Below are 15,963 nucleotides of genomic sequence, written 5' to 3'. Positions count from 1 at the left end.
TTGTGCTGCCGTGTCAGTCTCGGCCGGGCAGCCGCGTCGTGACCTCTTGGACCAGCCACGCGTTGCCGTCGGGATCGGCGAAGGAGAAGTACGACTGGTAACTGGTGTGCTCGGGATCGGGCCCGGGCAGCCGCGCTTCGGCCGGGAACGGCACGCCGTGCCACATGTCGCTCGCGCCGACGCCGCGGCGGAGGAGGTCGTCGTGGGCCGCTTCGATGTCGGAGACGGTCAGCACCGCCTGGGCCGAGCCGGGCGCCGACGGGGTGATTCCGTCGCCGAACGTGACCGAGCAGGACGAGCCCGGCGGCGTGAACTGGACGACGCGGACGCCATGTCCTGGCGTGGTGTCGCCGTCAAAGCGCCACCCCAGGCTGTCGTAGAACTGTCTCGCGCGGTCAACGTCCGATACGGGGACGACGTGGACCTCGAGGTGCATGCCGACCATTGTCCCCGCGCCCGGGGGCGGGACTCAAGCGCGGTCCCGCCTACCAATGCACGCCGGGCACCAACCGCACCAGCCGCTTGACTCCCCGCGGTGTCCGGATGCCGCCGGTGACCGCGCGGACCGGCCGCCTCGGCTTGCGCGGCGCCGGGGTGGCCGCGGGTGGTTCGGTGGGCAGGCCGCGTGCGGCGGCCGAGTCGGGGTATCCCAGGTAGAGCTGGTGCAGGATGCGCCGCGACGTCCGCGGCGCGAAGTAGTGACCGACCTCGGCGAGCGTGCCCAGCGGGGTGTCGATGCGCGCGGGCTTCTCGACCAGGCCGCGGACCACCATCGCGGCCGCGTGCTCCGGGCTGATCGCGGGCACCGGGTTGAGCCGGTGCGACGGCGCGATCATCGGCGTGCGGACCAGCGGCATATGGATGTTGGTGAACGTGACGTGGTCGGACAGCGTCTCGGACCCGACCACGTCGGCGAACGCGTCCAGCGCCGCCTTGGTGGGCAGGTACGAGCTGTACTTCGGGTTGCGGGCCTGCACGCCGGCGCTCGAGACGTTGACCACGTGGCCGAAACGGCGTTCGCGCCAGTGCGGCAGCAGCGCCAGCACCATCCGCACCGCGCCGAAGTAGTTGACCGCCATCACCCGTTCGTAGTCGTGCAACCGATCGGTCGAGTTGACCACCGAGCGGCGGATGGACCGCCCGGCGTTGTTCACCAGGTAGTCGACGTGGTCGAAGCGGCCCAGGATGTCCTTGATGGTGTGCTCGACCGAGGTGGAATCGGTGACGTCACAGGTGAACGCGTGCGCGTCGCCGCCGCCCGCGCGGATGTCGGCGACCAGTTGATCCAGCGCGTCGGCGCTGCGGGCCAGCGCGAAGACCGTCGCGCCGCGCTCCGCGACCGCGATCGCCGCCGCCCGGCCGATCCCGCTGGATGCGCCGGTGATGATCACGTGCCGGCCGCGCAGCGGATCGTTACGGCGGGCGCGGTCGGGGTCGAGGTGCTCGGCCCAGTACCGCCACAGCTGTGGCGCGTAGCCGGCGAACTCCGGAACCTCGATCCCGGTGCCCGCCAGGGCTTCCCGGGTTTTGTCGCTGACGAAGGTGGGCTTGAGGTCGACGAGGTCGAAGACCTCGGCCGGGATCCCCAGCTGGGTGGCCGCCATGTTGCGCAGCACCCGGGCGCGCCCGCGCGCCTTCAGGAGCGGGGCGGCCACCGAGCCGGGCAGCGACCCGCGGGCCGGGGGCAGGCCGGCCGCCTTGGCGACGCCGCGGTAAATCCCGCGCAGCCCAACGGTTTTGGGCGCGGTCAGGTGGAACGCCTGACCGTCGCGCCCCTCGGTGTGCATGAGCGCGACGAGCGCGTCGGCGACGTAATCGACCGGCACGATGTTGGTGCGGCCGGTGTCGGGCAGCAGGATGGGCGTCAGCTTCGGCAGGACGGCCAGCGCCGACAAGACGCCGAAGAAGTAGTACGGCCCGTCGACCTTGTCCATCTCGCCGGTGCGCGAGTCGCCCACCACCACCGCCGGGCGGTAGATCCGGTAACGCAGCCCGGGCGTCGAGCGCACCAGCTGTTCGGCCTCGAACTTGGTCCGGTGGTACGGGGTCGGCAGCTGCTGGCCGACGTCGAAGTCGTCCTCGGTGTACTCGCCGGGGAAGTCGCCCGCCACCGCGATCGAGGACACGTGATGCAGCGTCGCGCCCAGGCGCCGCGCCAGCTCGATGACGGCGCGGGTCCCTTCGCCGTTGACGGCCTTCTGCTCGGCCTCGCCGGCGGTGATGTCGTAGACGGCGGCGCAGTGCACGACGTGGTCGACCGGGCCCAGCTCGGCGAGGGTCTCGTCGGTCAGGTCCAGCTCCGGTAGCCCGGCGACCAGCGGTTTGGCCCGCTCGCCCCATTCGGCCGCCAGCCGCTCGAAGCGGCCCAGCGACTGCCGGCGCACCAGCACCCACACCTGCGCGTCGGCCCGGGTCTCCAGCAGACGATCCACGACGCGGCGACCAATAAACCCGGTACCGCCGGTAACGACATACCGCATGGAGCCATCGTGGCGGGTGGTCGGGGGCCCCGTCAACCCAGTGGCGATCGCAAGCGCGGCGTGAGCCGGGCGCGGCGGGTCGCCACCGTCAACCCAGTGGCGATCGCAAGCGCGGCGTGAGCCGGGCGCGGCGGGTCGCCACCGTCAACTAGCTGTGGAAGTCGCGGATGCCGTCCCAGTCCACCAGAGTCCAGCCGGTCATCGGGTTACCCGTGATCACCACGCGCCCGATGTTGGGCAGCGGGTGACTGGTCAGCAGGGTGTCCTTGGCGTTCCTCGCGTTCATCAGCGTCCAGTACTCGATGGCGAACTTGTGCGAGAACACCACCGGATTGTGCTGGCCGCTGTTGTAGACCTTTTGGATGGCCGCGGTGAATCCGTCGTTGAACTGCTTGCCGTTGATCGACCCGGGGATGCTGTCCTGGACGTCGCCCCTGAGCCAGTCCGCCGGGGCCAGCAGGTACGTCGCGTTCTCCTGGGCAACCGGCTTGCCCTCGAACCAGCCGGCGTTGATCTCCTGGATGCCTTGCAATACCTCGATCTGCTTGCCCAGTTCGGCGGCCAACGGCGCGGCGGTCTGCTGGGTTCGGGCCATGGTCGAGGCGTAGATGCCGTCGTAGTCCTTGTGGCCCGCCTGGTGGGCGACCTGCTGGGCCTGCCCCTTGCCCTCCGGGCTCAGGCCGGGCCCCGGCACCGAGGTGTCGATGATCCCGCTGGCGTTGGCTTCGGACTCGGCGTGCCGGATGAACGTCACCGTGATGCTGCGTGCCTGCGGCGATCCGCCACAGGCGCCGACGATTACGGCCGCGGTGAGCGCCGCGACCGCCTTCGACACATTCCGGACCAACCCGCGCTTCGGCATGTCGATAGCCTGCCCTGCCGACGGCTTCGGTGGGAAGGGTTTGCGATGGTTAGGTGGAGAAAATACGTCAGAAGGAGACTCAGATGGCGATTGACCCGAGTGCCGTCGGCGCGGTGACCGAACCCATGCTGTTCGAATGGACCGACCGCGACACCATGCTCTATGCGCTCGGTGTCGGCGCCGGCATCGACGACCTGTCGTTCACCACCGAGAACAGCCACGACATCGACCAGCAGGTGCTGCCCACCTACGCGGTGATCTGCTCCCCGGCCTTCGCCGCGGCGGGCAAGATCGGGACGTTCAACCACGCCCTCCTGCTGCACGGCTCGCAGGGCATCCGGCTGCACGCGCCGCTGCCGCCCGCCGGGAAGCTGTCGGTGGTCTCGGAGGTCGCGGACATTCAGGACAAGGGCGAGGGCAAGAACGCCATCATCGTGCTGCGCGGCCGGGGTACCGACCCCGACTCGGGCGAGCTGATCGCCGAGACGTTGACCACGCTGGTCATCCGCCAGGCGGGCGGTTTCGGCGGATCGCCGGGCCAGCGCCCCATCGCCCCCGAGTTCCCGGACCGCGAGCCGGACGCCCGCGTCGCCCTGCCCACCCGCGAGGATCAGGCCCTGATCTACCGGCTGTCCGGTGACCGCAACCCGCTGCACAGCGATCCCTGGTTCGCCAAGGAGCTGGCCGGATTCCCCAAGCCGATCCTGCACGGGCTGTGCAGCTACGGGGTGGCCGGTCGCGCGCTGGTCGCCGAGCTCGGCGGCGGCGTCGCGGCCAACGTCACGTCGATCGACGCGCGGTTCACCTCACCGGTGTTCCCCGGCGAGACGCTGACCACGCTGATCTGGCGCACCGAACCGGGCAAGGCGGTCTTTCGCACCGAGGCCTCGGGCGCCGAGGGTTCCGGCCCTCGCGTGGCGCTCGACGACGGCGCGGTGGAATACGTCCAGGCCTAGCCCGACAGCCGGCCCGCCAGGCGGGCGGTGAACTCGCCGGCCTTCGCCGGGCTGTCCAGGGCGAACCGCGCCGCGGTGGCGCGGTCACCGTCGTCGTAGTGCCGCACCAGGATCGGCACCCCGCCGTCGCGGACCGCGTCGAACGCGTCCTCATCGGTGATGTCGTCGCCGAGATAGACCGGCGTCAGGGCGCCGGACTCGGCCTCGGTCAGGTGAGAGAGCACCCAGCGCAACGTCTTTCCCTTGTCCCAGTCCAGGTCCGGGCGCAGCTCGATGACCTCGCGTCCGGTGGTCACCCGGAGGCCGTCGCGACGGCCCGCCGCGCGCACGGCGGCCGCCACCTCGCCGACGCGGTCCCGCGCGGCGTTGCGGTAGTGCACGGCGACGCCAAAACGCTTGTGCTCCACCACCACACCGGGGATGGAGCCCAGCCGCTCCCGCAGCTGGGCGGCCGCGTGTTCCAGCACTGGGACGGCCGTCGCCGCCTCGTCGTTCTGGTGGTGCGCGCCGTCGGGCGCGGTCAACTCGAAACCATGGCTGCCGGCATACCAAATCCCGGGAACGCCAACACGTTTCGTCACATCGGCCAGATCGCGGCCCGACAGCACCGCGACCGGGCACCGCGCCGCCAGCTGCCGCAGCGCCTCGGTGGCCCCGGCGACCGGGACGGCGGCGTCGGGGTCGTTGACGATGTCGGAGAGTGTGCCGTCGAAGTCGAAGAACACCGCCGGCCTGCGCTCGGCCAGGTCGTCGAGCACCGTCAGCGCGTCGGGCAGCTGCGACATCCGGAGGTCCCCGGTGCGCACCGTGACCCCGCGAGCGTCGGCGACGACCGCATCCGCGCCGGCGTCTGCCAGCGCGTCACCGTGCCCGACGCCGATGACCAACGCGAACCCGCCGGCGCGCGCGGCCTTGACGACCGCTTCGTGGGTCGTGACGACCACGCCCCGCCCGGGGAGCGCGCCGACGTCGTCGGCAGCCCTCGACAGGTCCTCGGCCGAGGAGAAAACGGCGGTGGCCACGCCGATCTCATGCAACCGGCCGTCCAGCGCGGGCTCTGGCGCGTCGAACAGCACCGCGTCGTGGCGACGCGGATCGATGACGACCGACCCCGACTGTGGCATGACCCAACCTTCTCACGAGGATCGGTCCGGCCGGGAGTGGGTCAGTGCCGCGCTTGTCCCGGGAAAGGCGGGCGCGGCCCCGGTGTGCGGCCGGGGAAGGCGCGGTGGGAACGCTTGCGGCGACGATCGCCGAACAGCAGGACCGAGTCCTGGCTGAGCGCGACGAGGCGTGCCATGCCGAGCTCGATGCCGGCGGCCAATTGTTTGACGTCGAACGCGGCGCCGCGCTCGGCGGTGATACCGAACACGAGTTCGTCGCCGTAGCTGAGCACCGCGACCCCGGTGCTCAACTCGACGGCGGTCGGCGGGATGGGCAGCACGCGCTCCATCGTCTGACCCATCAGCCGCAGCCGGTGCCGCGGCCCAGGCGCGTTCGTGGTCAACGTCACGATGGGACGCTGCGGCAGTCGCGACAGCAGTTGGATCACGCCGTCGCGCACCATGTTCGGCAGGCAGTTGAGCGCCGCCTCGACGATGCCGCCGGACGGTGTGGGGTCGGTTCCCCCGGCGCCCCAGCGGGTCTGCACGGTGCGCAACCGCTGGACCGGGTCGTCGTGTTCGACGGGCAGGTACGGTGACCGGACCGGCGTCGGCACCAGGGCGCGCAGCGAGTCCGCCCGCGGTTCCTCGCCGCGGCCGAGCAGGACCGTGCGGAAGCCCTCGGCGGTGGCGGCGAGCGCGACGTCGTTGACGGTGGCACCGAACCTGCGGCAGACCCGGTCGACGTCGGCGATCGGGACGCGCACCGTGGCGTAGCGCCGCAGGACGGCGGCCCGGTCGTGTGTCCGCAAGGCGGGCCAGACCGCGCCGAGGACGGCGCCGGTCGCGGTCCAGGACATCCGCCACAGCGCGTCGGGCCAGTCGTTTCGGCGCCGTGGCGCGCGCGAAACGGGTTCGGCGGCAGGGGTGTTGGCGAAGGCGGCGGCGTCGGCGTCGTCGCACAGCCGGGTGAGCAGCTGCGCGGGCGAGTTGCCGTCCGTCAGGCGGTGATGGGTCTTCATCAGGATCGCCCAGCGGTTGCCCTTCAGGCCTTCTATCACCCAGCATTCCCACGGCGGACGGTCCGGGCGTAGGGGTCGCTCGAGGGCGTGGGCGATGGCCGCGGCCAGCTCGGCCTCGTCACCCGGCCGGGGGATCGCCACCCGGCGCACGTGGCGGCCGAGGTCGAATCCCGGGCAGTCGACCCACTCGTGGTGCGCCGGGTGGGGCCGCAGCAATTGCGTGCAGCGGGGTATCGACCGAATGCGTTCGGCCAGAAGGCATTCGAGGCGGCGGTAATCGGGTGCGCCGCCATCGACGATGGCCACCGCGCCGATCGCCAGGCCGGCGTGCTGGTCGGGATCCTGAGCCTTCAGGAGTGCCGTATCCAATACCCTCACCTGCGCCATGCTCGCCCCCGCCGGAAATTTCGCCCGGTTACCAGTGTCTGCCCTGCCCCGCTTCCGCGGTAGGCACGCGGCGTTAAGACCTTGTTTAGGAGTTGAAGATCGGTTTAACAACGGTTGGCGCAGGCGGGAGGCAATTCGAACATATTTTCGATAGACTGCGAACCGTGGGTTGGTTTAATGGCCCGCCGAGCTGGGCGGAGATGGAGCGGGTGCTCAACGGCAAGCCGCGCCATGCCGGCGTGCCGGTGGCGCCAGGGGAGGATGCCCCCCTGTCGCCCAAGCGCGGAACGTACCGGCCGCCGGACGGTACCCGGGCGGCCCGCTCGTCCGTCACTCATTCCGTTCCGTATGCCGAGCTGCACGCGCATTCGGCGTTCAGCTTTCTCGACGGGGCCGGTACGCCGGAGGAGCTGGTGGAGGAGGCCGCCCGGCTGGGGTTGCGCGCCCTGGCGCTGACCGACCACGACGGCCTGTACGGGGCGGTGCGGTTCGCCGAGGCGGCCGCCGAACTCGAGCTGCGCACCGTGTTCGGCGCGGAACTGTCGTTGGGGCCCTCGCAAAGATCCACAGCCCGCACCGAGGCCCCTGACCCGCCTGGCCCGCACCTGCTGGTGCTGGCCCGCGGCCCGGAAGGCTACCGGCGGCTGTCCCGTCAGCTGGCCGCGGCGCACCTGGCCGGCGGGGAGAAGGGCAAGCCGCGCTACGGGATCGACGCGCTGACCGAGGCCGCCGGCGGGCACTGGCACATCCTGACCGGATGCCGCAAAGGCCATGTCCGCCAAGCCCTTTCCGACGGCGGCCCGGACGCGGCGGCCCGCGCGCTGGCCGACCTGGTGGACCGGTTCGGCTCGCAAAGGGTCAGCATCGAGCTGACCCACCACGGTCAACCCCTCGACGACGAGCGCAACGCGGCGCTGGCCGGGATCGCGCCGCGCTTCGGTGTCGGCGTCGTCGCCACCACCGGTGCGCATTTCGCGGGCCCGTCGCGGCGCCGGCTGGCCATGGCGATGGGCGCCATCCGGGCGCGGCAGTCCCTGGACGCCGCCGCCGGGTGGCTGGCCCCGCTGGGGGGCTCGCACCTGCGGTCCGGCGAGGAGATGGCCCGGCTGTTCGCCTGGTGCCCCGACGCGGTGAGCGCCGCCGCCGAGCTCGGCGAACAGTGCGCGTTCGGGCTGGCGTTGATCGCCCCGCAGCTGCCGCCCTTCGACGTGCCCGGCGGGCACACCGAGGACAGCTGGCTGCGGCAGCTGACCATGACGGGCGCGCGTGACCGCTACGGGCTGCCCGACGCCGCGCCGCGCGCGTACGCCCAGATCGAACACGAGCTTAAAGTGATTGCGCAGCTGCGGTTTCCGGGCTACTTTCTGGTGGTCCACGACATCGCCCGGTTTTGCCGGGAAAACAACATCCTGTGTCAGGGCAGGGGATCGGCGGCCAACTCCTCGGTCTGTTACGCCCTGGGTGTCACCGCGGTGGACCCGGTGGCCAACGAGCTGCTGTTCGAGCGCTTCCTGTCGCCCGCCCGCGACGGGCCGCCCGACATCGACATGGACATCGAGTCCGACCAGCGCGAAAAGGTCATCCAGTACGTCTACGACAAATACGGCCGCGACTACGCCGCCCAGGTCGCCAACGTCATCACCTACCGGGGCCGGATCGCGGTGCGCGACATGGCCCGCGCCCTGGGCTTCTCGCAGGGGCAGCAGGACGCCTGGAGCAAGCAGCTCGGCCACTGGGACGGGCTGGACCCTGCCTCGCCCGACTCGGATGTTCTAGAGGGCATCCCGCCGGCGGTGGTCGAGCTGGCCAACCAGATCCGGAACCTGCCTCGGCACATGGGCATTCACTCCGGTGGCATGGTGATCTGCGACCGCCCGATCGCCGACGTGTGCCCGGTGGAGTGGGCGCGCATGGAGAACCGCAGCGTGTTGCAGTGGGACAAGGACGACTGTGCGGCAATCGGTTTGGTGAAATTCGACCTGCTCGGGCTGGGCATGCTGTCCGCGCTGCACTACGCGATCGACCTGGTGGCCGAGCACAAGGGGATCGAGGTCGACCTGGCCCGGCTCGACCTCTCCGAACCCGCGGTGTACGAGATGCTGGCCCGCGCCGATTCCGTCGGCGTGTTCCAGGTCGAGTCACGCGCGCAGATGGCCACCCTGCCGCGGCTGAAGCCGCGGATCTTCTACGACCTGGTGGTCGAGGTCGCGCTGATCCGTCCCGGGCCCATCCAGGGCGGGTCTGTGCACCCCTACATCCGGCGGCGCAACGGGCTGGACCCGGTGGTCTACGACCACCCGTCCATGGAGCCGGCACTGCGAAAGACGCTGGGGGTGCCGCTCTTTCAGGAGCAGCTGATGCAACTCGCGGTCGACTGCGCCGGGTTTTCCGCCGCCGAGGCCGACCAGCTGCGCCGCGCCATGGGCTCCAAGCGTTCGACCGAACGCATGCGGCGGCTGCGCGGGCGGTTCTACGACGGCATGCGCGCGCTGCACGGCGCGCCCGATGAGGTGATCGACCGGACCTACGAAAAGCTGGAAGCCTTCGCCAATTTCGGCTTCCCGGAAAGTCACGCGCTGAGTTTCGCGTCGCTGGTGTTCTACTCGTCGTGGTTCAAGCTGCACCACCCGGCGGCGTTCTGCGCGGCGCTGCTGCGCGCGCAGCCGATGGGTTTCTATTCGCCGCAGTCGCTGGTGGCCGACGCGCGCCGGCACGGAGTGACGGTGCACGGCCCGGACGTCAACGCCAGCCTGGCCCACGCCACGCTCGAGAACGCGGGCACCGAGGTCCGGCTCGGTCTGGGCGCCGTGCGCTACATCGGCGACGACCTCGCCGAGCGGTTGGTGCAGGAGCGAAAGGCCAACGGCCCGTTCGCTTCCCTGCTGGACCTGACGGCCCGGCTGCAACTGAGCGTGCCGCAGACCGAGGCGCTGGCGACGGCCGGCGCGCTGGGCTGCTTCGGCATGTCGCGGCGCGAGGCGCTGTGGGCGGCCGGGGCCGCGGCCACCCAACGGCCGGACCGGTTGCCCGGCGTGGGCTCGTCCTCGCACGTCCCTGCGCTGCCCGGGATGAGCGAGCTGGAGCTGGCCGCCGCCGACGTGTGGGCCACCGGCGTCTCCCCGGACAGCTACCCGACGCAGTTCCTGCGGGCCGACCTGGACGCGATGGGTGTGGTGCCCGCCGAGAGGCTGCTGGACGTGCCCGACGGTGACCGCGTGCTGATCGCCGGCGCGGTGACCCACCGGCAGCGGCCCGGGACGGCCCAGGGGGTGACGTTTCTCAACCTCGAGGATGAGACGGGAATGGTCAACGTGCTCTGCACGCCTGCGGTGTGGGCGCGGCACCGCAAGCTGGCCAACAGCGCGCCGGCGATGCTGGTGCGCGGCCAGGTCCAAAACGCCAGCGGCGCTGTCACCGTCGTCGCCGAGCGGCTGGGCCGCATCACCCTGGCCGTCGGGTCGAAGTCCCGCGACTTTCGCTAGAAATCGACATCGCCCATCCGCATGCGCCGTAAACTATCGCCTCATCGCTGCGGCTTATCCAGATTAGGGAGTCGAAATGACATTCAACCGTAGTCGCCTTGGCGCTGCGATGCTGGGTTGTGCTGCGGCGCTTGTTCTTCCAATCGCGGTTGCCAGCGCCGATCCGCCCGACCCGCACCAGCCCGACATGACGAAGGGCTACTGCCCGGGCGGTCGATGGGGTTACGGCAATTTGGCCGTGTGCGACGGCGAGAAGTACCCCGACGGGTCGTTTTGGCACCAGTGGATGAAGACCTGGATCGTCGGCCCCCAGTTCTACTACGACTGCGTCGGTGGCGACGAACCCCTCCCGGGTCCGCCACCGCCCGGTGGCTGCGGCGGGGCGATTCCGCCCGACCAGCCAACCCCGCCGCCCCCGCCCTGACCCGACCGAGCGCGACGAGACGACGGCGCTTCCGCGTCGAACGTGCACTGACTGCGCAATTTTGGCCGAATTTTCACCGAGGATGCACGCTCGGTGCCTGAGACGCCGTAGGGGCGGCCATCAACCGCCTCGGTAGTCTCCAAGCATGACCCTCAACTTGTCCGTCGACGAAGTCCTCACCACCACCCGCTCGGTCCGCAAACGCCTGGACTTCGACAAGCCGGTCGGACGCGAGGTGTTGATGGAATGCCTCGAACTCGCGCTGCAGGCGCCCACGGGCTCCAATTCGCAAGGCTGGCAATGGGTGTTCGTCGAGGACGCCGAGAAGAAGAAGGCGATCGCCGACGTGTACCTGGCCAACGCCCGCGACTACCTGAGCGCGCCGGCGCCGCAATACGGCGAGGGGGACACCCGCGGCGAGCGGATGGGCAAGGTGCGCGACTCCGCGACCTACCTCGCCGAGCACATGCACGAGGCGCCGGTGCTGTTGATCCCCTGCATCGAAGGCCGCGACGACCAGAGCCCCGTGGGTGGGGTGTCGTTCTGGGCCTCGCTGTTCCCGGCGGTCTGGAGTTTCTGCCTGGCGCTGCGCTCCCGCGGGCTGGGCTCGTGCTGGACGACGCTGCACCTGCTCCGCGACGGCGAGCAGCAGGTGGCCGACGTGCTGGGCATCCCCTACGACAAGTACAGCCAGGGCGGGTTGTTCCCGATCGCCTACACCAAGGGCACCGACTTCCGCCCCGCCAAGCGGCTGCCCGCCGAGCAGGTCACGCACTGGAACGCCTGGTAACTAGACCGCGCCCGAATAGCCGTGCTGCCGCCAGGCCTCGTAGACCGCGACGGCCGCGGCGTTCGACAGGTTCAACGAGCGGCGGCCCGCCAGCATCGGTATGCGCACCCGCTCGGTGACGTGCGGGTCGGCCAGCGTCGCGTCGTCCAGCCCGTCGGGCTCGGGCCCGAACATCAACACGTCGCCGGGGCGGTAGCCGATGTCGGAGAACCGCGTGGTCGATTGCGCGGTGAACGCGAACACCCGCGCCGGCATCAGCGCGTCCCACGCGGCCGGTAACGACGGGTGGACCGTGACCGACGCCAGGTCGTGGTAGTCCAGCCCGGCCCGCCGGAGCTGGGGCTCGGACAGGTCGAACCCCAGCGGCTCGACCAGATGCAGTTCGCAGCCAGTGGCCGCCGCCGTCCGGATGGCGTTGCCCGTGTTCGGGGGAATGCGCGGGGAGTAAAACATCAGCTTGAACACAACGCGATAATGGTCGCATGGTCGAGCAGAGCCTCTGGATGCAGAAAGTCGCTGCCGATCCAGGACATTCGCATTGGTACATCGAGCGGTTCCGGGCGATGGCCCGCGCGGGTGACGACCTGGCCGGCGAGGCCCGCTTCGTGGACGCGATGGCGCCCCGCGGCGCCCACATTCTCGACGCCGGCTGCGGCCCCGGCCGCCTGGGCGGGCACCTGGCCGCCGCCGGACACCACGTCGTCGGCGTCGACGTCGACCCGGCGCTGATCGAGGCGGCCGAGCACGACCATCCCGGCCCGCGCTGGCTGGTCGGCGACCTCGCCGAGCTCGACCTGCCCGCCCGCGGCATCCCCGAACCGTTCGACGTGATCGTGTCGGCCGGTAACGTCATGGCGTTCCTGGCCCCGAGCACGCGGGGCCGGGTGCTGAGCCGGCTGCGCGCGCACCTCGCCGACGGCGGTCGGGCGGCGATCGGCTTCGGCGCCGGCCGCGACTACGCGTTCGCCACGTTCCTCGACGACGCGGCTTCGGCCGGGTTCGCGCCCGATCTGCTGCTGTCCACCTGGGACCTGCGACCGTTCACCGATGACTCCGATTTCCTCGTCGCCGTCCTGCGGCCGGCCTGAAACCTTGACGGGCGCGTTTGCCAGAGTCGTGCGTCCGCGCGCCGGTCCACCTTGGAGAGGCCTGTCTGCTCAGTACGGATTCTGGTGGCCCGGGCCGCGGGCTGTCATACTCGTCGGATTGCCACGTTGACGCGCTCGCGCCCATCTGGCGTGGCACGGGTGGATTAAGCAGGAAGTCTCATGAGCCTCTCGTTTTCTCGAGCGCTGACCATTAGCGCAGCGGCCGGTCACGCGGCCGTGGCGACGTGACCATGTTCGCCCGCCCGGCCAACCCGGCCGAGGCGGCCGCCCCCGAATCCGCACCGCCCCGCGCCGCCGACGCGGCGCCGGGCAAACGCCCCCGGACCTGGTCGCTGAGCAACTGGCCGGTCGGGTGGAAGGTCCTGGCGATCGTGCTCGTCCCGCTGCTGCTGGCAACGGTGTTCGGGGCGCTGCGCATCGAGGCCGCGATGGCGAACTCGAGTGCCCTGCGGCTGGCTGCGGCCCGCGCCGACGTGGTGCCGGTGATCACCAAGTACATGTCGGCCCTCGATGTCGCCCTGGTGGCGGGCAGCACCGGGCGCGACGTCGAGGGGGCCAAGAAGAACTTCGAGGCCCGCAAGTACGAACTGGACACGCGGCTGCGCGACACCGACGTGAGCCCCGAAGTCCGATCGGGAGTGAACAACCTGCTCGACGGCGGCCAGATGCTGGTCACCAAGGCGACCGACAACGGCCTCGGTTTGCGCGAACGCGTGACCCTGTACGCCCCGATCCTGCTGACCGCGGAGGACGTCATCAACGCGTCGGTACGGGTCGACGACGAGAAGATCCGCGCCCAAACCCAGGGGCTGAGCCGGGCGGTCGGGGCCCGCGGGCAGATGACGATGCAGAATGTCCTCGTCACCCGCGGCGCCGACCTGCCCGAACCGCAGCTGCGGACGTCGATGATCACCCTGGCCGGAACCGAGCCGTCGACGCTGTTCGGGATGAGCGAAGTCCTCGGCGCCGGTTCGCCCGAAGCCAAGACGCTGCAGCAGCAGCTGGTGACCCGGCTGGCGATCATGTCCGACCCGGCCAGCGTGCTCGTCGACAACGCCGACCTGCTGCGCTCGATCCAGACCACCGACGAGATCGCCGACCAGGTCATCAAGGACGCCACCGCGTCGGTGACCAAGTCCGTGCACGCCCAGGCCGCCGACAAGCGCAACTCCGCCATCGTCGACACCGTCGTGGTGCTGACCGCCATCGTCATCGCGCTGGGTGTCGTGCTGCTGGTGGCGCGCGCCCTGGTGCGGCCGCTGCGCGTCCTGCGTGACGGCGCCCTCAAGGTCGCTCACACCGACCTCGAGGAGGAGATCGCGCGGGTCAAGGCGGGCGGGGCCGAGCCGACGCCGGAACCGCTGCCCGTGTACACCACCGAGGAGATCGGCCAGGTCGCCCACGCCGTCGACGAACTGCACACCCAGGCCCTGCTGCTGGCCGGCGACGAGGCGCGGCTGCGGCTGCTGGTCAACGACATGTTCGAGACCATGTCGCGGCGCAGCCGCTCGCTGGTCGACCAGCAGCTGTCGCTCATCGACCGGCTCGAGCGCAACGAGGAGGACCCCGAACGCCTGGACAGCCTGTTCCGGCTGGACCACCTCGCGGCCCGGCTGCGCCGCAACAGCGCCAACCTGCTGGTGCTGGCCGGCGCGCAGCTCGCCCGCGACCAGCGTGACCCGGTGCCGCTGGCGACGGTGCTCAACGCGGCGGTGTCCGAGGTCGAGGACTACCGCCGCGTCGAGATCGCGGGACTGCCCGACAACAGCACGCTGATCGGCGCGGCCGCGGGTGGCGCGATCCACCTGTTCGCCGAGCTGATCGACAACGCCCTGCGCTATTCGCCGCCCTCGACGCCCGTGCGGGTCTCGGCGGCCCGCGGCGGGGACGGGGGGGTCGTGGTGCGGATCGCCGACTCCGGCCTGGGCATGAACGACACCGATCGGCGCATCGCCAACATGCGGCTGCAGGCCGGGGGCGAGGTCAGCCCCGACAACGCCCGCCACATGGGCCTGTTCGTGGTCGGCCGGATCGCGGCCCGCCACGGCATCCGGGTCGGGCTGCGCGGCCCGGCGGCCAACGAGGCGGGCCCCGGCACCACCGCCGAGATCTACCTGCCGCCCGCCATCCTCGAGGGCCCCGGCCAGCCGGTCCGCGTCGCGCGGATCAGGGCCGTCTCGGCACCCAGCGCCCCGGACGTCGCCGAGGAACGGGCGCCCGAGCCGGCGGTCCGCACCGCCGCCGACGACAGCTCCGTGCCGCCGGTCACGCTCTTGCCGCGCCGCAACCCCGGTTCCAGCGGCATCACCGACGTGCCGGCCCAACCCGCCGAGCAGCAGCCCGCGCGGCCCCGGCGCGAGCTGCCCACCCCGTGGTGGGAGAGCGGGACCCCGGCCAAGCCGGCTACCCCGGTGGCCCCCGCGGAGCCGGAGCCCAAACCCGCGCGGACGGCGTCGGACACGTCGGCGTTCTTCGCCGCGCGGTCCCGGGAGGCCGACAAGCCGGCCGCGCCGGTCCCGAGCGGACCCGATCCGTCGATTCCGGCCGCCCCGCACAGCGCGGCCACCCCGGCCGACGACGACGTGATCTACCGGCGGATGCTGTCGGAGATGCTGGGCGATCCGCACGACCTGGTCAACAGTCCCGACCTGGACTGGCAGTCGGTGTGGGACCGCGGCTGGACCCTGGCCGCCGCGGCCGAGGACAAGCCCGTCGAGTCGCGCACCGCCGAGCACGGCCTGCCGGTCCGCACTCCCGGCGCCCGGCTGGTGCCCGGCGCGGCCAACGGCAACGACGCGCCCCAGCAGGACCAGCCGTCCGCCGTGCGGGAGCCCCAGCACGCGGCCGCGGGGCGCGATCCCGAGGCGGTTCGCGCGTCGTTCAGCAGCCACTTCGGCGGGGTGCGCACCGGCCGGTCGCACGCCCGTGAACAAAGATCCGATCAAGAATGACGTCACCCGGCAATTCACTGGATTGGCTGGTGACGCGGTTCGCCCGCGAGGTCCCCGGCGTGGCGCACGCCCTGCTGGTCTCCGTCGACGGGCTGCCCATCGCGGCCAGCGAGCATCTTCCGCGCGAGCGCGCCGACCAGCTGGCCGCCGTCGCCTCCGGCCTGGCCAGCCTCGCGACCGGCGCCGCGCAGCTGTTCGAGGGCGGACAGGTGCTGCAGTCGGTGGTCGAGATGCAGCACGGCTACCTGCTGCTGATGCGCGTGGGCGACGGCTCGCATCTGGCCACCCTGGCCGCGACGTCGTGCGACATCGGTCAAATCGGCTACGAGATGGCCATCCTGGTAGAACGGGTCGGGGGCGTGGTGCAGTCCACCCGCCGGTCCGGCGTCTCGTGAGC

13 protein-coding genes are annotated in these 15,963 nt (G+C 71.2%); 7 read left to right on the top strand and 6 right to left on the bottom strand.

Annotation, left to right across the window (positions count from 1 at the left end; all coding sequences use genetic code 11):
- Window positions 1–13 precede the first annotated feature (13 nt).
- The 3 genes from C1737_RS13980 to C1737_RS13970 all read right to left on the bottom strand — a co-directional run bounded on the left by C1737_RS13980 (window position 14) and on the right by C1737_RS13970 (window position 3,342).
- Window positions 14–436, bottom strand: coding sequence for a VOC family protein (locus tag C1737_RS13980; protein ID WP_199182838.1), 423 nt, complete (start codon window positions 434–436; stop codon window positions 14–16).
- A gap of 49 nt (window positions 437–485) precedes the next feature.
- On the bottom strand, window positions 486–2,480 hold the full coding sequence (locus C1737_RS13975) for an SDR family oxidoreductase (RefSeq protein WP_102418683.1): 1,995 nt from the start codon (window positions 2,478–2,480) through the stop codon (window positions 486–488).
- Window positions 2,481–2,628: 148 nt separating this feature from the next.
- The gene (locus C1737_RS13970) at window positions 2,629–3,342 is read right to left on the bottom strand and encodes a histidine phosphatase family protein (RefSeq protein WP_102418682.1); all 714 of its coding nucleotides are present in this window, start codon (window positions 3,340–3,342) and stop codon (window positions 2,629–2,631) included.
- 83 nt (window positions 3,343–3,425) lie between these two features.
- Here C1737_RS13970 and C1737_RS13965 point away from each other — a divergent pair, with 83 nt between their 5' ends.
- Window positions 3,426–4,298: a MaoC/PaaZ C-terminal domain-containing protein gene (locus tag C1737_RS13965; protein WP_102418681.1), complete on the top strand. Its 873-nt coding sequence runs from the start codon at window positions 3,426–3,428 to the stop codon at window positions 4,296–4,298.
- Here C1737_RS13965 and otsB read toward each other — a convergent pair.
- Complete coding sequence (gene otsB, locus C1737_RS13960) at window positions 4,295–5,422, bottom strand: trehalose-phosphatase (RefSeq protein WP_102418680.1); 1,128 nt, start codon at window positions 5,420–5,422, stop codon at window positions 4,295–4,297. The two genes, C1737_RS13965 and otsB, sit on opposite strands and share 4 nt — an antisense overlap.
- Before the next feature lie 41 nt (window positions 5,423–5,463).
- Entirely contained in the window at window positions 5,464–6,810 is a 1,347-nt protein-coding gene (locus C1737_RS13955) for a wax ester/triacylglycerol synthase domain-containing protein (RefSeq protein WP_102418679.1), read from the bottom strand.
- A gap of 164 nt (window positions 6,811–6,974) precedes the next feature.
- On the opposite strand from C1737_RS13955, the gene C1737_RS13950 reads away from it, so the two are divergent.
- From C1737_RS13950 to C1737_RS13940, 3 genes are all read left to right on the top strand, one after another.
- On the top strand, window positions 6,975–10,292 hold the full coding sequence (locus tag C1737_RS13950) for an error-prone DNA polymerase (protein WP_102418678.1): 3,318 nt from the start codon (window positions 6,975–6,977) through the stop codon (window positions 10,290–10,292).
- Between the two features lie 76 nt (window positions 10,293–10,368).
- Entirely contained in the window at window positions 10,369–10,716 is a 348-nt protein-coding gene (locus C1737_RS13945) for a hypothetical protein (RefSeq protein WP_067919056.1), read from the top strand.
- 145 nt (window positions 10,717–10,861) lie between these two features.
- Window positions 10,862–11,506 carry a nitroreductase family protein gene (locus C1737_RS13940; RefSeq protein ID WP_102418677.1) on the top strand — a complete coding sequence of 215 codons (645 nt, stop codon included), beginning with the start codon at window positions 10,862–10,864 and terminating at the stop codon, window positions 11,504–11,506.
- On the opposite strand, the gene C1737_RS13935 is transcribed toward C1737_RS13940, so the two are convergent.
- Window positions 11,507–11,971: a tRNA (cytidine(34)-2'-O)-methyltransferase gene (locus C1737_RS13935; RefSeq protein ID WP_067922156.1), complete on the bottom strand. Its 465-nt coding sequence runs from the start codon at window positions 11,969–11,971 to the stop codon at window positions 11,507–11,509.
- 17 nt (window positions 11,972–11,988) lie between these two features.
- Here C1737_RS13935 and C1737_RS13930 point away from each other — a divergent pair, with 17 nt between their 5' ends.
- From C1737_RS13930 to C1737_RS13920, 3 genes are all read left to right on the top strand, one after another.
- The gene (locus C1737_RS13930) at window positions 11,989–12,594 is read left to right on the top strand and encodes a bifunctional 2-polyprenyl-6-hydroxyphenol methylase/3-demethylubiquinol 3-O-methyltransferase UbiG (protein WP_068099050.1); all 606 of its coding nucleotides are present in this window, start codon (window positions 11,989–11,991) and stop codon (window positions 12,592–12,594) included.
- 251 nt (window positions 12,595–12,845) lie between these two features.
- Entirely contained in the window at window positions 12,846–15,566 is a 2,721-nt protein-coding gene (locus C1737_RS13925) for a sensor histidine kinase (protein WP_199182970.1), read from the top strand.
- On the top strand, window positions 15,563–15,961 hold the full coding sequence (locus tag C1737_RS13920; protein ID WP_067922147.1) for a serine protease inhibitor: 399 nt from the start codon (window positions 15,563–15,565) through the stop codon (window positions 15,959–15,961). The genes C1737_RS13925 and C1737_RS13920 overlap by 4 nt, the downstream gene beginning before the upstream one ends.
- Window positions 15,962–15,963 lie beyond the last annotated feature (2 nt).

The sequence above is a fragment of the Mycobacterium sp. 4858 genome, assembly GCF_900240975.1.
Taxonomy (GTDB): domain Bacteria; phylum Actinomycetota; class Actinomycetes; order Mycobacteriales; family Mycobacteriaceae; genus Mycobacterium.
This window is presented reverse-complemented; position numbering and strand designations above follow the sequence as displayed.